This is a genomic window from Corynebacterium capitovis DSM 44611 (assembly GCF_030440535.1).
Taxonomy (GTDB): Bacteria; Actinomycetota; Actinomycetes; order Mycobacteriales; family Mycobacteriaceae; genus Corynebacterium; species Corynebacterium capitovis.
In genome coordinates this window covers 1634934-1656683 of record NZ_CP047117.1, presented here as the reverse complement: position 1 = coordinate 1656683, position 21750 = coordinate 1634934, and the positions used below count along the sequence as shown (strand labels likewise).

Annotated in this window: 22 protein-coding genes; 13 read left to right on the top strand and 9 right to left on the bottom strand. The window is 66.9% G+C overall.

All coding sequences use genetic code 11. The features are described 5' to 3' along the window. Positions 1 to 6 precede the first annotated feature (6 nt). The 5 genes from CAPI_RS08125 to CAPI_RS08105 all read left to right on the top strand — a co-directional run bounded on the left by CAPI_RS08125 (position 7) and on the right by CAPI_RS08105 (position 6967). Positions 7 to 858: a PRD domain-containing protein gene (locus CAPI_RS08125; protein WP_018018148.1), complete on the top strand. Its 852-nt coding sequence runs from the start codon at positions 7 to 9 to the stop codon at positions 856 to 858. Continuing rightward, the gene (gene ptsP, locus CAPI_RS08120; protein WP_018018147.1) at positions 851 to 2542 is read left to right on the top strand and encodes a phosphoenolpyruvate--protein phosphotransferase; all 1692 of its coding nucleotides are present in this window, start codon (positions 851 to 853) and stop codon (positions 2540 to 2542) included. The genes CAPI_RS08125 and ptsP overlap by 8 nt, the downstream gene beginning before the upstream one ends. Before the next feature lie 3 nt (positions 2543 to 2545). Beyond that, positions 2546 to 2878 carry a CHY zinc finger protein gene (locus CAPI_RS08115; RefSeq protein ID WP_245531660.1) on the top strand — a complete coding sequence of 111 codons (333 nt, stop codon included), beginning with the start codon at positions 2546 to 2548 and terminating at the stop codon, positions 2876 to 2878. Between the two features lie 76 nt (positions 2879 to 2954). Continuing rightward, positions 2955 to 4142, top strand: a complete 1188-nt coding sequence (locus CAPI_RS08110) for a glycosyltransferase 87 family protein (RefSeq protein ID WP_018018145.1) — start codon at positions 2955 to 2957, stop codon at positions 4140 to 4142. Between the two features lie 113 nt (positions 4143 to 4255). Then, positions 4256 to 6967 (top strand): ATP-dependent Clp protease ATP-binding subunit, encoded by a 2712-nt coding sequence (locus tag CAPI_RS08105; RefSeq protein WP_018018144.1) that lies wholly within the window; start codon positions 4256 to 4258, stop codon positions 6965 to 6967. Positions 6968 to 6973: 6 nt separating this feature from the next. Here the strand turns inward: CAPI_RS08105 and CAPI_RS08100 are convergent, their stop codons facing one another. Beyond that, complete coding sequence (locus CAPI_RS08100; protein ID WP_018018143.1) at positions 6974 to 8311, bottom strand: lipase family protein; 1338 nt, start codon at positions 8309 to 8311, stop codon at positions 6974 to 6976. A 108-nt stretch (positions 8312 to 8419) separates the two neighbouring features. Here CAPI_RS08100 and CAPI_RS08095 point away from each other — a divergent pair, with 108 nt between their 5' ends. Then, the gene (locus CAPI_RS08095) at positions 8420 to 8590 is read left to right on the top strand and encodes a DUF4236 domain-containing protein (protein ID WP_083893966.1); all 171 of its coding nucleotides are present in this window, start codon (positions 8420 to 8422) and stop codon (positions 8588 to 8590) included. Here the strand turns inward: CAPI_RS08095 and CAPI_RS08090 are convergent. Continuing rightward, entirely contained in the window at positions 8569 to 9456 is an 888-nt protein-coding gene (locus tag CAPI_RS08090) for an HhH-GPD family protein (RefSeq protein WP_026157208.1), read from the bottom strand. The genes CAPI_RS08095 and CAPI_RS08090 overlap by 22 nt on opposite strands. Between CAPI_RS08090 and CAPI_RS08085 the strand changes: the two genes are divergently transcribed. Both CAPI_RS08085 and CAPI_RS08080 read left to right on the top strand, forming a co-directional pair. Further along, on the top strand, positions 9455 to 10069 hold the full coding sequence (locus CAPI_RS08085) for a carbonic anhydrase (protein WP_018018140.1): 615 nt from the start codon (positions 9455 to 9457) through the stop codon (positions 10067 to 10069). The genes CAPI_RS08090 and CAPI_RS08085 overlap by 2 nt on opposite strands. A gap of 10 nt (positions 10070 to 10079) precedes the next feature. Then, positions 10080 to 10778 (top strand): hypothetical protein, encoded by a 699-nt coding sequence (locus CAPI_RS08080; protein WP_018018139.1) that lies wholly within the window; start codon positions 10080 to 10082, stop codon positions 10776 to 10778. A gap of 6 nt (positions 10779 to 10784) precedes the next feature. Here CAPI_RS08080 and disA read toward each other — a convergent pair whose 3' ends face one another. From disA to CAPI_RS08065, 3 genes are all read right to left on the bottom strand, one after another. Next, positions 10785 to 11855, bottom strand: a complete 1071-nt coding sequence (gene disA / locus CAPI_RS08075) for a DNA integrity scanning diadenylate cyclase DisA (protein ID WP_018018138.1) — start codon at positions 11853 to 11855, stop codon at positions 10785 to 10787. Positions 11856 to 11878: 23 nt separating this feature from the next. After that, positions 11879 to 13261 (bottom strand): DNA repair protein RadA, encoded by a 1383-nt coding sequence (gene radA, locus CAPI_RS08070; protein WP_018018137.1) that lies wholly within the window; start codon positions 13259 to 13261, stop codon positions 11879 to 11881. Positions 13262 to 13352: 91 nt separating this feature from the next. Beyond that, positions 13353 to 13934 (bottom strand): hypothetical protein, encoded by a 582-nt coding sequence (locus CAPI_RS08065; RefSeq protein ID WP_018018136.1) that lies wholly within the window; start codon positions 13932 to 13934, stop codon positions 13353 to 13355. Positions 13935 to 14189: 255 nt separating this feature from the next. On the opposite strand from CAPI_RS08065, the gene CAPI_RS08060 reads away from it, so the two are divergent. Genes CAPI_RS08060 through rlmB form a run of 5 tightly spaced genes read left to right on the top strand, consistent with a single transcriptional unit; the run spans position 14190 to position 18441 of the window. Then, positions 14190 to 14798, top strand: a complete 609-nt coding sequence (locus CAPI_RS08060; protein ID WP_018018135.1) for a CarD family transcriptional regulator — start codon at positions 14190 to 14192, stop codon at positions 14796 to 14798. A 10-nt stretch (positions 14799 to 14808) separates the two neighbouring features. Continuing rightward, positions 14809 to 15543 (top strand): 2-C-methyl-D-erythritol 4-phosphate cytidylyltransferase, encoded by a 735-nt coding sequence (ispD, locus tag CAPI_RS08055; protein WP_018018134.1) that lies wholly within the window; start codon positions 14809 to 14811, stop codon positions 15541 to 15543. Between the two features lie 8 nt (positions 15544 to 15551). Next, on the top strand, positions 15552 to 16040 hold the full coding sequence (gene ispF / locus CAPI_RS08050; RefSeq protein ID WP_018018133.1) for a 2-C-methyl-D-erythritol 2,4-cyclodiphosphate synthase: 489 nt from the start codon (positions 15552 to 15554) through the stop codon (positions 16038 to 16040). A 5-nt stretch (positions 16041 to 16045) separates the two neighbouring features. Further along, complete coding sequence (gene cysS / locus CAPI_RS08045) at positions 16046 to 17458, top strand: cysteine--tRNA ligase (RefSeq protein ID WP_018018132.1); 1413 nt, start codon at positions 16046 to 16048, stop codon at positions 17456 to 17458. A gap of 38 nt (positions 17459 to 17496) precedes the next feature. Then, a complete protein-coding gene (rlmB, locus tag CAPI_RS08040; protein WP_018018131.1) occupies positions 17497 to 18441 on the top strand; it encodes a 23S rRNA (guanosine(2251)-2'-O)-methyltransferase RlmB in 945 nt (314 codons plus the stop codon). Here the strand turns inward: rlmB and CAPI_RS08035 are convergent. The 4 genes from CAPI_RS08035 to CAPI_RS08020 are packed head-to-tail and all read right to left on the bottom strand — an operon-like array spanning position 18438 to position 21747. Further along, positions 18438 to 19232 carry a CE1 family esterase gene (locus tag CAPI_RS08035; RefSeq protein WP_018018130.1) on the bottom strand — a complete coding sequence of 265 codons (795 nt, stop codon included), beginning with the start codon at positions 19230 to 19232 and terminating at the stop codon, positions 18438 to 18440. The two genes, rlmB and CAPI_RS08035, sit on opposite strands and share 4 nt — an antisense overlap. A gap of 3 nt (positions 19233 to 19235) precedes the next feature. After that, a complete protein-coding gene (locus CAPI_RS08030) occupies positions 19236 to 20114 on the bottom strand; it encodes a metal ABC transporter permease (protein ID WP_018018129.1) in 879 nt (292 codons plus the stop codon). Further along, complete coding sequence (locus CAPI_RS08025; RefSeq protein ID WP_018018128.1) at positions 20114 to 20800, bottom strand: metal ABC transporter ATP-binding protein; 687 nt, start codon at positions 20798 to 20800, stop codon at positions 20114 to 20116. Before CAPI_RS08025 ends, CAPI_RS08030 begins: the two co-directional genes overlap by 1 nt. Continuing rightward, positions 20797 to 21747, bottom strand: coding sequence for a metal ABC transporter solute-binding protein, Zn/Mn family (locus tag CAPI_RS08020; RefSeq protein ID WP_156806946.1), 951 nt, complete (start codon positions 21745 to 21747; stop codon positions 20797 to 20799). The genes CAPI_RS08025 and CAPI_RS08020 overlap by 4 nt, the downstream gene beginning before the upstream one ends. Between the last annotated feature and the right edge of the window lie 3 nt (positions 21748 to 21750).

The following is a 21750-nucleotide window of genomic DNA, read 5'->3' as shown; positions in this document are numbered from 1 at the left end:
GGTGTGATGCAGATCCTGCGCGTGTTCAACAACAACGTCGTTCTCGCCCGTGACGGCGAGGGCGGGGAGGTTGTTGTCACCGGGCGCGGGATCGGTTTCCAGGCCCGGCAGGGCGACGAGGTCGATGCCGCGAAGGTGCAGCGCGTGTTCCGCCCCACGGAGGGGCGCGACCCCGACCATTCCGCCCAGATGATCGCCGGGCTTCCCGCCGAGAACGTCCTCGCTGTCGCCGAGGCTCTCGACGCCGTTGGCGCGCCGGCCACAATCAGGCAGCGGCTGTCGTTCATCGCCGCCATCGCGGACCACGTCACCTTGGCCGCGCAGCGCGCACGCGAGGGAAAAGTGCTGGAATATCCGCTGCGGGCAGAGGTGCTCACCCTTTACCCGGATGAATACGCGCTGGGGGAGAAGCTCCTCGCCGAGCTCAACAAGACCCTCAAGGACCCGCTCCCGCAGACGGAAGCAGTGGCGCTGGCCATGCACATCGTCAACGCGGGCTTCGCGGGCGGGGACCTGAGCTACACCTACCGCATGACGGGGGTGATTCAACAGATGATCGACATCGTGGCCGCGGAGCTGGGGGTGGCGCTTGATTCGTCGTCGATAAGCGTGGCCCGCTTCATCACGCACGTCCGCTACCTTTTCGTCCGCTTGAGCCGCGGCGAGCAACTCAACCACGACCGTTCTGTATTGGCCAAGCAGCTGCTTGCCGAGTATCCCCGTGAAATGTTGTGCGCGCGGAAGGTAGCGTCGGTAGTAGAACTTCGCTTCGACTCTGAATTAACAACAGATGAAATTGCCTACCTTGGCCTCCACATCGTCAGGCTGGGGGAGACCGAAAGGAACCATGATGACTGACCGTCTTGTCCTCTACGGCATCGGCGTCTCCGCTGGAACGGCTCACGGGCCGGTTGCCGTGGTCACCCCCGCCGTCGGCATCGACGAGCACGAACCCGCATCCGTCGACCCGGAGGCCGACGGGCAGCGCGTCCGCGAAGCGTTAGCGGCAGTGTCGGAGGGGCTTACGGCGCGCGCGGCCCACGCGAACTCCGAAACCTCGCGCGCCGTGCTGGTTGCGACGGCGACGCTGGCGAAGGACCGCGGGTTGATCAAGGGTGTTGACCGGGAGTTGAAGAAGGGTGCCGGCGTCACTAAGGCGATCCACGACGCCGTGGAGGTCTACGCCGCCAAACTGCGCAAACTCGGCGGGTACATGGCTGATCGCGTGACCGACCTCTACGACATCCGGGACCGCGCGACCGCCCGCGTGCGCGGTCTGCCCGAGCCGGGGGTGCCCGACTTCGACGAGCCCTCGATCCTCGTCGCCCAGGACCTCGCCCCCGCCGAAACCGCCACCCTTGACCCGCAGCGCGTGCTCGGCGTGGTGACCGAGGCCGGGGGCGCGACGTCCCACACCGCGATCCTCGCCGCGCAGCTGGGCATCCCCGCCGCGGTGCAGGTCAAGGGCATTGCAGCCGCTGTTGTCGACGCCCCCACGCTCGCCCTCGACGGTGGTGTTGGGGAGGTCATTGTCGCGCCGAGCGAGGCCGACGTCACCGAGCTCAACGAGCGTTCCCGCCGCCGGGCCGCCGCGCTGGCAGGCTCCTCCGGTGAGGGTGCGACCCGTGACGGGTACAAGGTGAAGCTGCTGGCCAACATCGGCACCGCCGAGGACGCCGCGAAGGCGGCCGCTTTCGACCTCGAGGGCTCGGGGCTGTTCCGCACCGAGTTCCTCTTCCTCGACCGTGACGCGGCCCCGAGCATCGAGGAGCAGACGGAGACGTACACGCAGGTCCTGCGGTCCTTCGGCACCCGCCGCGTCGTCGCGCGCACCCTCGACGCCGGCGCCGATAAGCCACTGTCCTTTGCCAACCTCGGCCCGGAGGAGAACCCAGCGCTCGGCCGCCGCGGCCTGCGCCTTTCGCAGCAGCGCGAGGATCTTCTCGACGGCCAGCTGACCGCCCTGGCCAACGCCCGCGCCGCCGTGGAGGGTTCTAACCTGTGGGTCATGGCGCCGATGGTCGCCACCGTGGACGAGGCGCGCTGGTTCGCCGAGCGAGCCCGCGCCCACGGCTTGCCACAGGTCGGTGTGATGGTGGAAACACCGGCCGCGGCGCTGCGCTCCACCCAAGTTCTCAGCGTGGTGGACTTCGCCTCCATCGGCACGAATGACCTGTCGCAGTACACCATGGCCGCCGACCGCCTCCAAGGAGAGCTGGCCGGTTTGCTCTCGCCGTGGCAGCCCGCCGTATTGTCGATGATCCGGGAGACCTGCCGCGGCGGCGAGGCCACCGGCAAACCCATCGGAGTGTGCGGTGAGGCGGGCGGCGACCCGCTCATGGCCCTCGTCCTTGTCGGCCTCGGCGTCGCCTCCCTCTCCATGGCGCCCACCAAGGTGAACGCTGTTCGCGCGGCATTGCGGATGCACGACCGCGACACCTGCCGTCAGATGGCCAACTACGCCGTCGATGCCTGGTCCGCCGAGGAAGCCCGCGCCGCGGCGTTGAAGCTGGCCGATCCGGTTCTGCGCGACCTTCTCTGAGCCGTGACGCACCCACCAGTGCACGGCATTGACGTGGACCCGCAGGGCCGCTGCGTGCACTGGCATTCGCCTGTCGACGTCGTGGCGAACCGCTGCGCGACCTGCGGAAAGTTCTACGCGTGCCACCTGTGCCACGAGCAGCTGGCGGACCACGCTTTCGGGCGAGCTGCCTCAGCTGACCTCTGCGTCATGTGCGGGGCCTGCGGTGCGGTCATGACGGGCCTCGAGTACGGCACCTCCCACAGTGCAGCCAACGGCGCGGCGTGCCCCCGCTGCGGGCACGGTTTCAACCCCGGCTGCGCCTCTCACGCCTCGATTTACTTTCTTTTCCCCTGAAAAAGCGGGAGGGGTAAGGTTAGCGTGCCCCCGCTCTGACAACGACCCGGAGCGGACGACGGACGGAGAGGCCCCGGTGAACCGACTGCGAGTGATTCCCTGCATCGTCATTGCGCTCATGACGTGCTGGCACCTTTTCGATGTGGGCTCTCTGCCCCAGCACCTCGTGCCGAGCTACCACATCGACACGGATGTCTACCGCGAGGGCGGCCGGGCTGTCCTGTCGGGCGCGCCACTGTATCAAGGTAGTTTCGCCTTACGCTTCGGGACTACCCTTCCCTTCACCTACCCGCCGTTCGCCGCGCTCGTCTTTGCCGTGTTTGCGCTGGTCCCGCTCACGGTGGCTTCCACCCTGGTCATTGTCGCCAGCGTCGCCGCGGCGTGGCTGTGCACCTACCTTCTCCTGCGCCGCATCATTCCCGGCGACGACGTCATGACGTGGAGCGTGTGGGCCACGGCCGCGTTGCTGCTCACCGAGCCTATCTACCAAAACCTCGGTTTCGGGCAGGTCAACGTTTTTCTCGCTGCCCTCGTCATCGTTGACGTCTTCGTCCTCGCCGCGCGCCCGCGGTGGGCCGGAAGCCTAGTCGGGGTGGCCATGGCCATCAAGCTCACGCCGGCGGTGTTCCTCGCCGTGTTCTTTGTGCGCCGGAAGTTCCGGGCCATGTTTACTGCGCTGGCCTCCTTTGTCCTCTGCGGTCTGCTCGCGTTCGTGATCCTGCCCCGCGATTCCCGCGAGTACTGGACCTCAACGCTGTCGGACTCCGGCCGGATTGGCAACCTGAGCTACGCCGCCAACCAGTCGCTTCAGGCGTTCCTGTTGCGCGTTCTTCCCGACGCCCCCCACGCCCTGTGGATCGCCGGCGTCGTAGTGATCATCGCCGTGCTGTGGGTGGTGATGGAGCGCGTTGCGCGGCGCACGGATAACGACGTGGTGTTGGTCCTTCTGGCGTCCTCCGCCGCGCTGCTGTGCTCCCCGGTATCGTGGTCGCACCATTTCGTCTGGCTCAGCTTGGCAGCCGTCGTGCTCACCGCGCTGCGGCGCTGGGTGATCGCCGGGGTGACCTGGGTGATCTTGATGGCTTGTGGTCACTGGTGGGTGCCCCCGCACCACAGTCCGACGGATCACTGGAACGGGTGGCAACAGATCGTGGGCAATGACTTGTTCTACCTAACGGTGTTCCTTATCGCCTACGCCGGCTGGTGGGCCTTTAGGGGCACGCGTGAAAGGGGCCGTTCGCTAAGGGTGAACACGCCCTCCTAGCTGCTCAAACACCGCATTTTTGCCGCGTCGTTTGAAAAGCGTGGAAGCCACGTCGGGCCCGCGCGTTATGGTGGTTGGAAACTTTTTAGCGAACGTGAGAGAAGGGCAACCACATGTTCGAGCGGTTTACTGACCGGGCTCGTCGCGTCATCGTCCTGGCGCAGGAAGAAGCGCGCGCGCTTAATCACAACTACATGGGCACGGAGCACATCTTGCTCGGCCTGATTAAGGAAGGCGAGGGCGTTGCAGCCAAGGCCCTCGAGTCGATGGGGATCAACCTGGACGACGTGCGCCGCGAAGTCGAGGAGATTATCGGCCACGGCAGCCAGCCCGTGACCGGTCACATCCCGTTCACCCCGCGCGCGAAGAAGGTCCTTGAGCTTTCGTTGCGCGAGGGCCTGCAGATGGGCCACAAGTACATTGGCACCGAGTTCCTCCTGCTCGGTCTGATCCGCGAGGGTGACGGTGTCGCCGCCCAGGTGCTGATCAAGCTGGGTGCGGATCTGCCGCGCGTGCGCCAGCAGGTTATCCAGCTCCTCTCGGGATACGAGGGCGGCGACGAACAAAACCCGGAGGCCCCCCAGCAGGGTGGCGGCTTTGCCGGCGCCGGAGCCGGCCCGATTGGCGGTGGCTCCCGCGGCGGGCAGCAGGGTGAGCGCTCTAACTCGCTGGTGCTTGACCAGTTCGGTCGGAACCTGACCCAGGCCGCGCGCGAAGGCAAACTCGACCCGGTGGTGGGCCGGGAGAAGGAAATCGAGCGCGTCATGCAGGTTCTGTCGCGCCGGACCAAGAACAACCCGGTTCTCATCGGTGAGCCCGGCGTGGGCAAGACCGCGGTCGTGGAGGGCTTGGCTCTCGACATTGCCAACGGCAAGGTCCCGGAGACGCTGAAGGATAAGCAGGTCTACTCGCTGGATCTGGGTTCCCTCGTGGCAGGTTCGCGCTACCGCGGTGACTTCGAGGAGCGCCTGAAGAAGGTGCTCAAGGAGATCAACCAGCGCGGCGACATCATCCTGTTCATCGACGAGATTCACACCCTCGTTGGGGCGGGTGCCGCGGAAGGCGCGATCGACGCCGCTTCGCTACTCAAGCCGAAGCTGGCCCGCGGCGAGCTGCAGACCATCGGCGCGACGACGCTTGACGAATACCGCAAGCACATCGAAAAGGACGCCGCTTTAGAGCGACGTTTCCAGCCGGTTCAGGTCGACGAGCCCTCGGTCGAGGACACCATCACCATCCTCAAGGGCCTGCGCGACCGTTACGAGGCGCACCACCGCGTGTCCTACACCGATAGCGCGCTCGTCGCCGCGGCGAACCTGTCGGACCGCTACATCAATGACCGTTTCCTGCCGGACAAGGCCGTCGATCTTCTCGACGAAGCCGGCGCCCGTATGCGGATCAAGCGCATGACCGCCCCGGCGGGCCTGCGCGAGGTCGATGAGCGCATCGCTGAAGTTCGCCGCGAGAAGGAAGCAGCCATCGACGCGCAGGACTTCGAGAAGGCGGCGGGCCTGCGGGATACCGAGCGCAAGCTGGGCGAGGAACGCGCGGAGAAGGAGCAGAAGTGGCGCTCCGGTGACCTCGAGGAGATCTCCGAGGTGGGCGAAGAGCAGATCGCGGAAGTGCTGGCCAACTGGACCGGCATTCCGGTGTTCAAGCTCACCGAGTCCGAGTCTTCCCGCCTGCTCAACATGGAAGACGAGCTGCACAAGCGCATCATCGGCCAGGACGAGGCCGTCCGCGCGGTGTCGCGTTCGATCCGGCGCACCCGCGCTGGCCTGAAGGACCCGAAGCGACCCTCCGGTTCCTTCATCTTCGCGGGCCCCTCGGGCGTCGGTAAGACCGAGCTGTCGAAGGCGCTGGCGGAGTTCCTCTTTGGCGATGAAGACTCCCTGATCCAGGTCGACATGGGTGAGTTCCACGACCGCTTCACGGCGTCGCGACTCTTTGGTGCCCCTCCCGGGTACGTCGGTTACGAGGAGGGCGGTCAGCTCACGGAGAAGGTGCGCCGCAAGCCGTTCTCGGTCGTCCTTTTCGACGAGATCGAGAAAGCGCACAAGGAGATCTACAACACCCTGCTCCAGGTGCTGGAAGAAGGGCACGTCACCGACGGGCAGGGCCGTGTGGTGGACTTCAAGAACACGGTGCTGATCTTCACGTCGAACCTCGGCACCGGTGACATCTCGAAGGCCGTTGGCCTCGGCTTCTCGGGTAGCACCGCCACCGACGCTGATGCCCAGTACGCGCGGATGAAGAACAAGGTTCAAGACGAGCTGAAGAAGCACTTCCGGCCCGAGTTCCTCAACCGCATCGACGAGATCGTCGTCTTCCGCCAGCTCACGCAGGACGAGATCGTGGAGATGGTCAACCTCATGATCGGTCGCGTGGACAAGAACCTCGCGGCACAAGACATGGGCATCGAGCTGAGCGACAAGGCGAAGAACCTGCTCGCACTGCGCGGTTTCGACCCGGTCCTGGGCGCTCGCCCGCTGCGTCGCACGATTCAGCGCGAGATCGAGGACGTCTTGTCCGAGAAGATTCTGTTTGGCGAGATCGGTGCCGGGGAGATCGTCTCGGTCGACGTTGAGAACTGGGATGGTGACGTGGAGGCGGCTCGAACGAGCCGCGGCAAGGTCGCCGAGGAGGCAACGTTCACCTTCGCCTCTCGGCCGCGGCCCATCCCCGCGGGCACCTTCGATGCCGATGCCGGCGAGGGGGAAGTCCGCGATATCCAGCCCGAGCCGCAGGTCGTCCCGGACGTGCCCCGGCAGCAATCGCCCGGTGAGGACAGCGAAGGGCCCGCGGCCGCAGGACAGCCCGTCTAAGCCGGGTTAGAATTGGCCGCAGTTCGATCCGGCGGGCACGCCGTTGAAGCGGTCAACGACCCACGTCATGGAGGGAACGAGTTCTGTGAGAACTCCGGCGACGTGGTTACCCCCCAGCTTGATGCCGGGGGTGAGGGCAGGCAAGCCCTCGTCCAGCATCGTCGTGGTTGCTCCCGCCGCGCAATAGTCGCGGGCGAGCTGCCTTGCTTGTTCGCTCGGAACAAGGTCGTCGCTGCCCGCGGTGGAGACCATGATGGGGGACGTGGGGGTGCGCCGGCCGAGTTTCTGAGATTCGAAGTAGGCGGCGATGTCGGGGCGGCTGAACACGATGTCGGAGAGGGATTGGCCCGATGTCGTCAGTGATGCGGTGTTGGTCAGGCCCCAGCGGAGGACGTCATCGGGTATGCACGAGTTGGCGGTGGCCGCCACGAGTTCGCGACCGCGAGGGTTGACGTTTTCGTCGACTACTTGTGCCAGTTCCGGGTAGCGCGCCGCCCAGCCGTTGATGGCGTAGCCGAGGACCGCCACGATCGAGGAGTTCTCCACGCCTGTCATGGTGGCCAGGAGGTCCGCTGGTGGGGCGCCTGCGAATGTGCCCTTGACGTTGAGCTCCGGGGCGTAGGTTGGCTGCAGCTCCGCAGCTGCCGCCGACGCGCCACCGCCCTGTGAGTAGCCGTAGAAGGCGACAGGGTCGCCGGCCGAAACGACTGCGCGTGCGGCGTCAAGGACCGCGTGGCCTTCCTCGTCGTGGAGGACGTAGGTGTGGGCTCCCGGGGTACCCAGCCCGATGTAATCCACGACGACGACGCGCATGCCCAACGCTGCCGCGGCTTCGTAGGCGTGCAGCTCGTAATTGATGCCCGCGGCCGGGCCGGGCAGGCCAACCTGCGCCGCAAACCCCGGTCCACGCGACGGTGCACACGCGTCAGAGGAGCCGCGGGTCCCGGGGGCGAACACAACCGTCGGAGTTGGCCCGGGCCCCGCCCACTGCGTCGCCGGTTGAATGACGAAACCGGAAGTGGCGACGGGATCGCCGGTGACCGTCGTAGAGGTGTACAAGATCCGTTCGGCGTAACCGGGGAAATCCGGGCCCAGGATGTTCAAAAGGTGAGGTGCCGCCTGGGAGCGCAGCAGGGTGCCGGGGGAGCCGAGGTCGGGGACCGGGTCATCGTAGAAGGGGTCATAGCCCGCGAGCAGGCTTCCGGCGGGGGTGGTCGCGGCGTGTTCAATTCCGCTGCTCAGGCTATCTACGGAACTCTGCGCGGAGGCGGGGGCCGGAGCGACAAAGGTGGCGGCGGCTGCCACAGACACCGCCGCGTGAGTGATGTATTTCATAACCGACATGCAGCGCACTCTAATGTATGTACCCGCACCAAATAGTGTTTTCGCGCAATAGTTTTCCCCTAATCACCTCTCCGGCGAGCACGGTATCGGAGCGTCTACGCTATGCCCATGGGCTTTTTGTTTCGCAGTCGGAAAAAGGTCGGCAAAAACTCGTGGATCAACGTGTCGAAGTCGGGCGCGTCCATGTCTACCAAGCTGGGTCCGGTGACCGTGAACTCCCGCGGCGGGGTGTGGATGAACCTGCCCGGTGGGTTTACCTACCGCGGCAAGTGGAAGTAGCCGCTTTCGTCCTGCGCGGCGAGGTTGTCGTCGAGAAGCGAGTACAGCGCGCGCGAGAGCTGGGCGGCGTCGGGCCACACCGCATTGATGACAAGCGGGGAGACGGGTTCGGATGAGTCACGCAGCACTTTCATGATCTTGCCCCGCACCTGGCGATCGGTGCCGGCAAACTTCTGGCGGGGGCGGCCGGCGAGCTGCTCTGCGGTCGGTTCGGGCCGCCCCGCCGCGACCCAGGCGCAGCTGCGTTCGAGGGGGCAGGACTCGCAGCGCGGGGAGGTTGCGACGCACACCAGCGCGCCGAGTTCCATCAGACCCGCGGAAAACGTCGGGCCGTCGGTGGGCGGGAGGAGCGTGGCAACGTCGACGAGCTCGCGTTTGCGCGGCCGCGCGAGGAACTGCCCGTCGACGGCGCGCGCGTAGATCCGCCGCACGTTCGTGTCCACCACCGCCACATTCCGCCCGAACGCGAAGCACGACACAGCCCTGGCGGTGTAGTCGCCGATACCGGGCAGGGCGAGGAGATCATCCACCTCCGAGGGCACGCGGCCATCATGCTTCTCGACGATCACCCGCGCGCACTCCACAAGTCGCAGCGCCCTGCGCGGGTACCCCAGCGTCCCCCAAGCGCGCAGCACCGCGTCGGTCGGGGCGGCGGCGAATGACGCCGGGTCCGGCCACTTCCCGATCCATTCCTCCCACACGGGCGCGACGCGGGCAACGGGAGTCTGGTGGCTCATCACTTCGGACAGCAGGATGCCCCACGGGGTTGTGCCGGGCCGGCGCCACGGCAGGTCGCGGGCGTTGTCCCGGAAAAAGCGGATCACATCGGCGGGTTCAATCACAATGAGTGACACAATAGTTGCCATGACCACTGTGACATCACCCCTCGCCGTGTGGACCCAGCTCCTCGAGGGCAACCAGCGTTTCGCCGATGACTCGGTGGTGCGGCCCAATTCGGACCGCAATCGTCGAGAAGAACTGCGTGGCGGGCAGGCCCCCGTCGCGGCGGTCCTCGGGTGTTCGGACTCGCGCGTGCCGGTGGAGATGCTCTTCGATGCCGGGCTGGGCGACATCTTCGTCATCCGCACCGCGGGGGCCTGCGTGGATGCGACCGTGTCTGGATCCCTCGATTTCGCGGTGGAGACCCTCGGTGTGAAGCTGGTCATCGTGCTGAGCCACGAGGCCTGCGGCGCGGTTGGCGCTGCGGTCACAGCCGTGGAGGACGCCGTGGTGCCTGTGGGGTTGCAGCGGGTGTTCGTCGAAAAGATCGCCCCCAGCGTGATCGAGGCTCAGGCGCATGGCGCCGAGGGCCGCGCCGGGGTGGAAAAGGAGCACGCACGGATCACGGCTGAGCACCTCATCGACCGCGTTCCCGCGGTCCGCGACGGACTTGACGCTGGGACGCTGGGCGTCGTCGCCGCTCGATACCGACTAGAAGACGGCCGCGTCGAGCCCGTTTTGGAGCGTTTCGCCCGCTAAAATTGCTCGCGTGACGTACCGCCGCCCTCCGCAGAAGCCGACCACCCCGAGGCCCCTGCCGCCCGAGATCTACCGCCGCCGCCGCTTTGCGGCCTTCGGGATTGTGCTGGTCCTCCTCGCCCTCCTCATCTGGGGTTTGACGGCGTGGGCGCGCTCGGGGTCATCCGATCAGGGCAGCGATACGACAACGGTGGTGCCTGACACCGTCGTCACCGAACCGACCGTCACGGTGTCAGAGGAAACGACGACGGCGAGCGCGACAACGACGGGGTCCACACCATCGACGACCACTTCAGCGAACGCTGCGGCGGGCAAGAACTCCTGCGCTTTAGAGGATCTGAAGATCTCCGCTCGGACGAGCGAGCCGAGTTACGACGCACACAAGCAGCCCGACTTCTTTATGACGGTGGAAAACCCAACAGCCGTCGACTGCGTCATCGATCTCACGGCCAACCAGCTCCGCTTTGAGGTCTACAACATGGCCACGAACCAGCGAGTGTGGTCGGATACGGACTGCCACGCCGCCGTCCTCACTGGGTCGGAGACATTCGCGCCGGGCAAGCCCCGCGAGTTCGAGGCCGTGTGGTCCCGAAACGACTCCCAGCCCGGCCGCTGTACGAACCGCCAGGCCGTGCCCGCGGGTTCGTACTACCTCCACGCGGTGATCGGCAACCGGGCTTCGGACCCCGCCGACTTCGCGCTGCGATAAGGCGCTCTAGCTCAGCCGGCGCAGGCCGTCGTAAATGTGCCGCGCCCACAAGGGCGAGACGCGCTCGGCGGCCACGATATCCTCGGGCTCGGCGCGAATGAGCGAGGGCAACTCCGCGAACTCCGCGACGATGTGGTCCATGAGGAAGCGTTGCACGCGGGGGATGCGCGAGAGCGCGCGGTACCCGCGCGGGACGACCCCCTCCATGAAGTTCTCCTCCGTGGCCGGCAGGCCCAGAACCCGAGCCAGGGAAGGGGAGTTGAGTAGCTCGGAATCTGGCAGCGCGGCCAGTGCGGCGAGGGTGTCGGCCACGCGGTCATCGTCGGGCACCGCATCCGCGACAATGTAATCTCGAACAAGCAGGTCAAGGTCGTCGGCCGCCCCGCGCAGCTCCGTCAGCTGGAGCGTGAGCTGGCGCGCGTCCACCCCCAGCTCCACGATGTTTTCGTCCATGTCGTTGGCGGCACGCTCCATCATGATCTGACGCTGCAGCACGTTCAACACGTCACCCACCGTGGCGTAATTGTTCATCTCGGCCACGAATAACCGCTGGTTGGCCATGTCTAGCCGGGTGCGGTAGCGCTCCACCGTCGACAAGGCCTGGTTCGCGCGTTGGAGCAAAACGGCGGGCTGCTCCAGCGGGTGGCGCTGGCCTTGCGCGTAGAGGGTGAGGGTGCTCATGGACGCCGAGACAGACACCACCGGCAGGCCCGTCTGCAGCGCCGTGCGCTCGGCGGCGCGGTGGCGGGTGCCCGATTCCACGGTGGGGTACGACGGGGACGGCACGAGTTGCACGTTCGCGCGAGTAATCCGGGCAGCGTCCGAGGAGAGGACGACCGCACCGTCCATCTTGCTCAGCTCCCTCAGCATGGTGGGCTGAAAGGGGATGTCGAAGGTGATCCCGCCGTCGCAGATGTCGTCGAGTTCGGCGGTGTCACCGATCACGACGAGCCCGCCAGTGCGCCCACTCTTAATGCGCTCCAGCCCGTCGCGGAGGGCAGTGCCAGGGGCCAGAGTCTGCAACGTCTCGCGCAGGTCTGCCGGCCCACCTTCACCTGGTGTGGCGGATTCCGTCATGGGGCCATCTTAACCGCGGGTACTCAGGCACCTCCGGCGACCAGCGCGATCGCCTCGCGCAGCGTGCGGGGCCGCTCGATGCGCATCCCGCCCACGGCGACCGGCTCCCCAGCGGGAACAATCGCGCGCTCGTACCCCAGCCGAGCTGCCTCCTGCAGCCTCCTGGCCAGGTTGGGAACCTGCCGCAACTCTCCAGCCAGGCCCACCTCCCCCACCACAACGGTTTTCTCTGGCAGGGGCCGCTCGTGCAGGCTCGACCAGGTGGCAAGCGCGACAGGCAAGTCCATGGCGGTTTCTGAGATGCGCATGCCCCCCACTGTGGCGACGTACGCGTCCTTGTCGTTGGTCCGCTCACCGCAGCGCGCCTGCAATACGGCCAGGACCATGGGGACCCGGTTGAAGTCCAGGCCCGTGACCACGCGGCGCGGGCTCTTATTCACCGGATCGACGGTGAGAGACTGCACCTCCGCCAGGATGGGGCGTACCCCGTCCATCGCCACGGTGACGGCGGAGCCATCGGGGGTCTGGCCACGGTGGGAGAGAAACAACGCCGAGGGGTCGGGCACCTCACGGATGCCCTCGGACGTCTGCTCGAAGCAACCGACCTCGTCCGTCGCGCCGAACCGATTCTTGATGCCGCGCAGCAGGCGCAGGCTTGACTGCCTGTCGCCCTCAAAGTTCAACACGACGTCGACGAGGTGCTCCAGCACCCGCGGCCCGGCCACGTTGCCGTCTTTGGTTACGTGCCCGACCAGGAAAACCGGAATGTTGGAGGTTTTTGCCAAGGTGGTCAGCGCTGCGGTGACGGCGCGGGATTGCGCCACCCCGCCCGGCACGCCCTCAACCCCCGCCGCGATCATTGTCTGCACAGAGTCCACCACCAGCAGGGAGGGCTTGACCTGCTGGACGTGGCCGAACACGACGTCGAGGTTGGACTCCGCGGCGAGGTAAAGGGTCTGGTGGAGCGCCCCAGTGCGCTCGGCACGCGCGCGAACCTGCCCTGCGGATTCCTCCGCGGTGACGTAGAGGGCGGTGCGTGCGTCCACTTGGGACCAGCGCGAGGCAACCTCCAGCAGCAAGGTGGACTTGCCAACCCCGGGTTCTCCCGCCATCAGCACGACCGAACCGGGCACGACGCCGGAGCCGAGGACACGGTCGAGCTCCCCGATCCCAGAGGGCATGGTGCGCCCCGCTGCTGCGTCGACCTCCGTGATCGGGCTTGCCGGTGAGGCGGGCGTGAGCGCTACCAGACGCGTGGCACCGGGCGGCGCCGGCGCCGCGGCGGTGAGCGGAGTTTCCTCCTGCAAAGTGCCCCATGACCCGCACTCTGGGCAGCGGCCCAGCCACTTCGGGGAGGAGTAACCGCACTCGGAGCAGGTATGCACGACGCGTTGCTTTTTCGCCATGCGCATACTCTAAGTGACGGGCCAGACACGGCCCGGTGCGCGCAAAAAACCCGCCACAGGCGAGAGCCCGGGGCGGGTGCCGTCGAAAAGCTTAGTGCGACTCGGCGACTGCCTCAGCCTGGTTGTCCGACCGTGCCGACTGGCCGGAGGGCAGCATCGGCGCGGAGACGGGGGCCTGAACCTCGAGCTTGCCGTCGTCGAAGGTCAGGGCGACGGGGGCGGTGCCCCCGTAAGCGAAACTGCGATTATCGACGGTCGTTGCAACGTACTGGATGCAGTCGTTGGGCGCCTTCGGCAGGCTTTCAATGGAATCCGCGGAGTCGGCGACCAGGGTGCACTGCGCGGGGATCTCCGAGGTCGCGCCCAGGGCCACGGGGGCGCCGGAGACGGTTGCGTTGAGCAGGCGGTGCGGGGTGCGGGAGTTGTTCTGGTTGAAAGCCGTGAACTTCAGCGCAGCGGTTCCGTCTTCCTGCACAATGACGGTGACGTCCTGCGCGGAGACGTCTGTGGCCGTGCCCGAGGCGCTTGCCCCGTCAACCGCGGCAACCTGGTCGGAGGTCTGGGTGATCTGGCCGGCGGAGCAGCCCGCGAGGAGCAGGGCGGTCAGGGCGGTCACAGTGGCGGCGGAGACGGCAGTCGCCGGCTTGAGGGACAACACGTGAGAGTCCTCCATAAGTATCTTCACGGGGCACGTAACGGAGCGCTAAACAGGCGTCGCTATGTGGGCTTTTTGGCTTTCTGCGAACAACCTTAGCCCCGCCCCCCTCGTTTTCCCAGTTTCACGCGGTGAGGCCGGGCATTCTCACACTTTCCCAGCACTCTAGGCGGGCCAATGGGGGTCAATCGGGGGTGGCCGGGCTCGGCGGGCCGGGTGTGAGGACCCGGTGCTAAGGTAGTGGGGCTACAGCACGGGCACCAAGGAGAGTTGATGGATTTTAAAGTCGGAGAAGTTGTTGTCTACCCGCACCACGGCGCGGCACGCATCGCCGACATTGAGCAACGCGAGATCGGCGGGGAGGCACTCGACTTCCTCGTCCTCTCGATTCTCCAGTCCGATCTGGAGGTGCGCGTGCCCGTGAAGAACGCCGAATTGGTCGGTGTGCGCGACGTCGTCAATGAGGACGGGCTGCAGAAGGTCTTCTCCGTGCTGCGTGAAACAGACGTGGAAGAGGCCGGGAACTGGTCGCGGCGCTACAAGGCAAACCAGGAGAGGCTCGCCTCGGGTGATATCAACAAGGTCGCCGAAGTTGTCCGCGACCTGTGGCGGCGGGACCAGGGCAAAGGCCTGTCCGCGGGGGAGAAGCGCATGCTAGGCAAGGCGCGCCAGATCCTCGTCGGCGAGCTCGCTCTGGCGCAGCCGGTGGACGAGAAGAAGGCCGACGAGATGGAGTCCGGCATCGCTGAGATCATTGAGCGCCAGGTGGCCGCGGGCATCTCGTTCGCACCGGAGTCCGAGCCGGAAGACGACATCGATCTGGACGATCTGAGCTTCGATGATGCCGATGACGCCGACGATGATGCCGACGGCCTGACCTAGGGGGCCGGGCGTGTCGCGCCGCGTCGTTGCGCTTGTCGCCGCCGCCGGGCAGGGGACCCGATTGGGGGCCTCGGTGCCCAAGGCGTTTGTCCCGCTGCGCGGGCGGAGCCTGCTGGAGCGCTCCGTCACCGCCATGGAGACCTCCGAAATCGTCGACGACATCGTCGTGTTGGTCAGCCCCGAGATGGATGACTTCGCGCGCTCGTGCCTTGCGGGCCACGAGGTGACCTTCGCCCACGGTGGCAAGGAGCGGGCAGACTCGGTGTTCAACGGCCTGCGGGCTATTCCTTACGACGACGCCGTGGTCCTCATCCACGACGCGGCCCGCGCGCTGACTCCCCCCGGCATGATCGCCCGCGTCACCCGCGCCGTGCTCGCAGGTAGCGACGCCGTCGTCCCGGTGGTCCCCGTGGCGGACACGGTCAAGGTCGTGGACGGGCCGCGCGTGGTATCGACACCAGAGCGGGCAGCGCTTCGCGCTGTTCAAACCCCGCAGGGTTTCGACCTGCGCACGCTGCGCGCCGCAAACGAGGCCTACTTTCGCACCGCGCCGAGTTTCACCGCCACCGATGACGCCAGTGTGATGGAATGGTTCGGCGTGGACGTAACCACGGTGCAGGGTGACCCGATGGCGTTTAAAGTCACAACCCCCATCGACCTGCGCCTGGCCACGAGCATCACCGACGAGGCAGAACCGACGATTTTCGACGTCCCCTCCACACGCCCCGCCCCCGACGAAAGGTAGACGCCCCCATGCCCGCCAACCTGCGCATCGGCAACGCCTTTGACGCCCACCGCATCGAGGCCGCTAAGCCGTGCTGGATCGCGGGAATCCTCCACAGTGACGTCGGCGGCTGTGAGGGGCACTCCGACGGCGACGTCGTCACCCACGCCGTCGTCGACGCAGTCCTTTCCGCCGCCGGCCTCGGGGACCTCGGTTCCTTCGTCGGCGTTGGCCGCCCCGAGTACGAGGGCGTGACGGGGGCACGGCTGCTCGCCGAGCTCAGGGAGCTTATCGACGCCCACCGCGTCACCGTCATCAACGTCTCAGTCCAGCTCATCGCCCAGACCCCCCGCATGGGCCCTGTGCGCGAGGAGGCGGAGCGGGTCTTGTCGCAGGCCCTCGGCGCGCCGGTGTCGGTGTCCGCGACCACTACCGACCACATGGGATTTACCGGATCCGGGGAGGGGCGCGCGGCCATCGCCACCGCACTGGTTGAACTGCCAGGACAGTTAGACTAGACCGCGTGAGTTCCCAGCAGCGCATCTTTGACACCGCCTCCCGCAGCTTCCGGGAGTTCACCCCCCTCGAACCGGGCCGGGTGTCCATGTACGTGTGTGGTGCGACCCCGCAGGCGGCCCCCCACATCGGGCACCTGCGTTCGGGCGTGGCCTTCGACATCGTGCGCCGCTGGTTCACCGCCCTGGGTTACGACGTCGCGTTCGTCCGCAACGTCACCGACATCGACGACAAGATCCTGGCCAAAGCCGCAGAGCATGACCGGCCCTGGTGGGAGTGGGTGTCGACGCACGAGCGGGAGTTTTCCCGCGCCTACGCAACGCTCGGCGTGCTGCCTCCCTCCGTGGAGCCACGGGCCACGGGCCACGTGACCCAGATGGTGGAGTACATGCGCCGCCTGATCGACGCCGGGTTTGCCTACCCCTCAGACGGGTCAGTGTATTTCGATGTCAACGCGTGGGTCGCTGCCTCCGGTACCGATTACGGCTCGCTGTCCGGGAACCGCCCGGCGGATATGGAGCAGGGCGAGGGGGCGTCGACAAGCAAGCGCTCCGCTTTGGACTTCGCCTTGTGGAAGGCGGCGAAACCCGGCGAGCCGAGCTGGCCCACGCCGTGGGGGGACGGGCGGCCCGGCTGGCACCTTGAATGCTCCGCGATGGCCACGTGGTACCTCGGCGGCACCTTCGATATCCACGGTGGCGGGTTGGACCTGCAGTTCCCGCACCACGAGAACGAGCAGGCGCAATCCCATGCCGCCGGGGACGGGTTCGCCCGGTACTGGATGCACAACCACTGGGTCACCATGGCGGGGGAGAAGATGTCCAAATCCCTCGGCAACGTGTTAAGCATCGACACCATGCTGGACGCGGTAAGGCCGGTGGAGCTGCGTTACTACCTTGGTTCCGCGCATTACCGCAGCGTGTTGGAGTACTCCCCCGAAGCCGTGCAGGAGGCAGCCGCGGGGTACCGGCGCATTGAGGAGTTCGTCCTGCGGGTGGGAGCGCTGGGCACAGCACCGGCCAAAACCACCTGGACTGGCGCTTTCCAGGGCGCTATGGAGGAGGACTTTGCGGTGCCGCGCGCGCTGGCGGAGATTCACAATTCGGTGCGCGAAGGCAATAAGCTCCTGGCAGCGGGCAAACACGCCGAGGCGGGAGAGATCGCGGGGCAGGTCCGCGCAATGGCGGATGTCCTGGGCATCGACCCCGTGGCCTGGGTGGAGTCCGGCCCGGGCGCAGAACGGTCCGCTGAAACTATGCAGCACGCCCTCGGTGTCCTCGTCGGCGCCGAGCTGGAGCGGCGGACAAAGGCACGGGCGAACAAAGACTGGGCGGTGGCGGATGACGTACGCGATCGGCTCGCGGCGGCGGGCATCGCAGTGACCGACACGCCCGACGGGCCCACGTGGTCCCTGAGCTAAAGAACAACGCAACCGAAAACGCAAGGAATCGATCACACATGGCAAAGCCCTACCAGCGTCCCGATGTCCAAAAGACCAGCAAGAAGGGTGCCGCCAAGGGATCCGGTGGCCAGCGTCGCCGCGGGCTGAAGGGCAAGGGGGCGACCCCGAAGGCAGAAGATCGCGTCTACCACGCCGCCCACAAGCGCAAGTTGCAGCGGGAGCGCCGGGCGGCGGGGCGGCACGAGCGCGAGAGCATCGATCTCGTGGTGGGGCGCAACCCGGTTGTGGAGTGCCTGCTGGCCAAGGTTCCGGCCGACGCGCTCTACGTCGCCCAAGGCACCGGGCACGACGACCGGCTCAGCGAGGCCGTCACCCTGGCCACCGCGCAGGGAATCACCGTGCAGGAGGTTCCCCGCACCGACCTGGACAACATGACCGGCAACGGCCTGCACCAGGGCGTCGGGCTTCGCATTCGGCCCTACGTCTACGCAGACGTCTTCGACCTCATCGGGGCGGTGCGCGACCGCGGTCAGACCGGCATGTTTGTCATGCTGGACAACATCACCGATCCGCGCAACCTCGGCGCGGTAATCCGCTCCACCGCGGCGTTTGGCGGGCATGGGGTGATCATCCCCGAGCGTCGCTCTGCCCAGGTCACCGGCGTGGCGTGGCGGACCTCGGCAGGAACCGCGGCGCGCCTGCCCGTGGCGAAGGCGACGAACCTCACGCGCACGATCAAGGAGTTTAAGGACAACGGCTACATGGTCGTCGGCCTTGACGCGGGTGGCGAACACACCCTGGACACCTTCGACGGCGCGACTGACCCAGTTGTCATCGTCGTCGGTTCCGAGGGCAAGGGCATCTCCCGCCTGGTGAGGGAAAACTGCGACGTCATCATGTCCATCCCGACGGAGGGCTGGGTCGAGTCTCTGAACGCCTCCGTGGCGGCCGGAGTCACCTTGGCTGAGTTCGCCCGCCAGCGCCGCGCAGCGAAGGCTTAGAGCCCAAAGAACGTAGCGACGAGCTCCGCGCCCACCACCTTGTCCGTCCCGGGGCCCAGGCTGGGGTCGAGTGTGTTCGGGGCTGGCACGACGTGGCCCATTCCTTCGACGCTCCACAACTCGACCGGGGCCGCGCCTCCTGTCCAGCGGTCGACGCGCACGCCGTCTCGGGCCTGCGAGGTTTCATGGCGCGGCGCGCCGTTGAGCGAGGCGAAGTAGGCCGCGGAATCGAGCGCAGAGCGCGTCATGCCGCGGTTTCGGCCGCCGATCCCGGCCTCGCCACCGGCGTAGGGAACGATGGGGTCGGCGGTGCCCTGCACCGCGAGGACGGGGGTGGGAACCCACGCCGCCGGGCCGCAGATGGCGTTGCCTTCGGCCGGCGCAGAGGCGCCGAACAGGGCGACGCCGTGGAGGGACGCGGGGGCGTCGAAAAGCATGCGAATGAGCATCTGCCCGCCGTTGGAAAATCCGCAGCCGATCACGCGGGAGACGTCGTAGCGTGACACGAGCTCGGTGAGGAAACCGACGTCGTCGATACCCAGCGTGCGGGCGCTCTCGGCTAAGCCGACGCGTAGGTCGTTGAAGTGGTGTCCGACGCCGTTGGGGTAGACGACGGTGCAGTTCCGCGCGGCGAATGCGTCGAAGGTGCGCGCGGTGAAGTGGCGGGCCACGGTGGCGGATTGCTGGGAGCCGTGGAGGAAGAGAAGGAGGGTCTCGGCCCGCCCCTGCGCGACCTCCACCCAGGTTCGTTCGCGCCCGCCGTGGATCATGGAGCGCTTCGTCAGTGTCACCCGCTACACCCTAGAGCCGGCCTCTTTGGGTGCTCCGTTCGGTGCCACGATCCGGCGGCCCCTCGCCCGCGCGACGAACCAACAGACGAGGTAAATGGCGAAGGAGATGAACGAAACCGTGACGCTCACCGGCAACCCCGGGGCGAGGGAGAGCAGGAGGCCACCGACGGCCGCCGTTTCCGCGACAACCACGGACAACACAACCGCGCGCAGCGGGTTGGCGGACAGCGCCACCGCGCTCGCGCCGGGCGCGATAAGCAGCGACATGACCAGCAGGGAGCCGACAACCTGCACGGCTTGCGCGGCCGTCAGCCCGAGCAGGACGGCGAAGACCGCAGCGAGCCAGCGCACGCGCACGCCCCTCGCGGCGGCCATCTCGGGGTCAAGAGACGCGAACATGAGCGGGCGCCACAACAGGACGAGCGTTGCAGCGACGAGGACGGCCACGGCCGCGAGCGACGTGATCCCGGAGGTAGACACGCCGACAATTTGGCCGGTGAGCAGCGCGAGCGCCTTGGTCGAGTTCCCGGGGTAGAGGTGTAAGCACAGCACAGAGATGCCCATGCCGAAGCTCATGACCACGCCGATGGCGGCGTCGTTGCCGCCGCGCAAGCCGAGCAGCGCAAGCGCGATCGCGGCAGCGACCGAACCGGCGATGGCACCCCACTCGATCGAGACGCCGAACAGCAGCGCAGCGGCCGCGCCCATCAGCGCCAGCTCGGAGGTAGCGTGCACACCAAACGACATTCTTCGGATGACAACCAGCGGCGCGATCATCCCCGACAGCAGCCCCAGCAGCGCCGAGGCGATGAGCGAGGAGGTGACGAAGTCGAAGGTGAGCAGGTAGGCGGTTTGCTCAACGGCGGTGTGGAGCGCGCCCATCAGATCACCACCGTCTTTCCACGGACGGTCACGACGTCGACAGTCGTGCCGTAGAGATCGGAGAGCACGTCCGACCTCATGACGTCGCCACACGTGCCGAGCACGTGGCCCCGCGGGCCCAGGTAGAGAATCCGGTCCACGACGTCAGCCACCGGGTCGATGGAGTGCGTCACGATGAGCACGGACGCGCCGCACTCCGAGATCCGTTTCACGGTGTCCCGCTGGCGCGCCACGTCGAGAGACAAAAACGGCTCGTCGGCGAGCAGGACCTCGGGCTGGTTTGCAAAGGCCTGCGCTTGCCGGACGAGCTGCTGCTGACCCCCTGAGAGGGTGCCCACTCGCTGGTCCGCGAGGTGCTCGGCACCAACGTAGGCAAGCAGCTTCTCGACGTCCTCCCGCCGCGCCCGGCGACCCTTCACGATCCCGTGCGCCAACGACAAGGACACGAGGTCCCGTACTCGGCAGGGGACGTCCGGGAACATGCGTTGTTGGGGAATGAACCCAACTCGCCCCGACACCTCGACACGGCCGCTGGTGAGGCGGCGCGTTCCCAGAATGGTGTGCAGCAGGGTGGATTTGCCGGCCCCGTTTGGGCCGAGGATGGCGACTATCTCGCCGGGGCCGAGCTCGAGGTTGAGGTCGCTGAAAAGGGGGGTGACGGCGGCGTCGATGAGACGTGCGGTCACCGCACCGCCTCACCGATCTCGCGAACAACCCGCTCGAAGTATTCCAGGAACTTCTGTCCGTCCTGCGGCGTTTCGCACACCTCCACCACGGGCACGTTGTTGGCCTTGGCCTCGGCCACGAGGCGGTCGCTCACGCCGTTGGGGCTCTGCGGATTGGAGATGAGCACGTCGATCTCGCCGTTGCGCAGCTTGTCCACGAACTCGGCGACGGCGGCGTTCGAAGGCTCGGACTCGTCCAGGGTTGCGTCGCGGAATGACTCGGGCGTGACGTCCTCGAGCGCGGACTCGTCGACGATAGCGTCCGCGATCGGGTGGGTTTGGGCAACGCGGGCGCTGGGCAGAGTGGCCACGGCGGCGGCGATGGACTCCAGGCGGGCGTCGAGCGTGGCCGTATCCGCGGCGAGTCCCCGCTCGCTGGCCTTCTCGGCGAGTGTGTCACCCACCTCGCCGACAGCCTTGGTGGAATACCAGATGTGCTCGGTCCCCTCGTGGTCGTGCTCAGATTCGGACTCGTGGTTGTGCCCAGATTCGGACTCGTGGTCGTGCTCCGCTTCGGTCAGGGGAAGCGCTGACACCACGTTGCCGGCGTCAGCGGCGGTGTAGACCCGCGCGTCGTAAGCACCGCCGTTGGCCACAACAAGTCCCGCCGAGGTGACCTTCGCTAGGTCAGAGGCGGCCGGTTCGAAGTCATGGGGATCGGTAGAGGGATTAGAGATGACCGCCGGGATCTCCTTGCCCAGCACGACACTCGCCACATCGGCCCACACCTGGGTGGTAGCCACTACGTTGGTGGTTTCAGTGTCGGTGGGGATGCCCGATGCCGTGCCGGACGCCGTGCCGGACGCCGTGCTCGTGGTGTCGGATCCGCCAGAGCAGGCAGAGAGGGTCAACGCAGTGGCCGATGCAACGGTCAGGGCGCACGTGTGAAGCAATGAGCGAGTAAGCATGGA

What these genes read in the sequence shown, in the direction of transcription:
- CAPI_RS08125 (WP_018018148.1), top strand. Translation starts at nt 7, where the DNA reads ATGCAGATCCTGCGCGTGTTCAACAACAACGTCGTTCTCGCCCGTGAC.
- ptsP (WP_018018147.1), top strand. Translation starts at nt 851, where the DNA reads ATGACTGACCGTCTTGTCCTCTACGGCATCGGCGTCTCCGCTGGAACG.
- CAPI_RS08105 (WP_018018144.1), top strand. Translation starts at nt 4,256, where the DNA reads ATGTTCGAGCGGTTTACTGACCGGGCTCGTCGCGTCATCGTCCTGGCG.
- CAPI_RS08100 (WP_018018143.1), bottom strand. Translation starts at nt 8,311, where the DNA reads ATGTCGGTTATGAAATACATCACTCACGCGGCGGTGTCTGTGGCAGCC.
- CAPI_RS08095 (WP_083893966.1), top strand. Translation starts at nt 8,420, where the DNA reads ATGGGCTTTTTGTTTCGCAGTCGGAAAAAGGTCGGCAAAAACTCGTGG.
- CAPI_RS08085 (WP_018018140.1), top strand. Translation starts at nt 9,455, where the DNA reads ATGACCACTGTGACATCACCCCTCGCCGTGTGGACCCAGCTCCTCGAG.
- CAPI_RS08090 (WP_026157208.1), bottom strand. Translation starts at nt 9,456, where the DNA reads ATGGCAACTATTGTGTCACTCATTGTGATTGAACCCGCCGATGTGATC.
- disA (WP_018018138.1), bottom strand. Translation starts at nt 11,855, where the DNA reads ATGACGGAATCCGCCACACCAGGTGAAGGTGGGCCGGCAGACCTGCGC.
- radA (WP_018018137.1), bottom strand. Translation starts at nt 13,261, where the DNA reads ATGGCGAAAAAGCAACGCGTCGTGCATACCTGCTCCGAGTGCGGTTAC.
- CAPI_RS08065 (WP_018018136.1), bottom strand. Translation starts at nt 13,934, where the DNA reads ATGGAGGACTCTCACGTGTTGTCCCTCAAGCCGGCGACTGCCGTCTCC.
- CAPI_RS08060 (WP_018018135.1), top strand. Translation starts at nt 14,190, where the DNA reads ATGGATTTTAAAGTCGGAGAAGTTGTTGTCTACCCGCACCACGGCGCG.
- ispF (WP_018018133.1), top strand. Translation starts at nt 15,552, where the DNA reads ATGCCCGCCAACCTGCGCATCGGCAACGCCTTTGACGCCCACCGCATC.
- rlmB (WP_018018131.1), top strand. Translation starts at nt 17,497, where the DNA reads ATGGCAAAGCCCTACCAGCGTCCCGATGTCCAAAAGACCAGCAAGAAG.
- CAPI_RS08030 (WP_018018129.1), bottom strand. Translation starts at nt 20,114, where the DNA reads ATGGGCGCGCTCCACACCGCCGTTGAGCAAACCGCCTACCTGCTCACC.
- CAPI_RS08020 (WP_156806946.1), bottom strand. Translation starts at nt 21,747, where the DNA reads ATGCTTACTCGCTCATTGCTTCACACGTGCGCCCTGACCGTTGCATCG.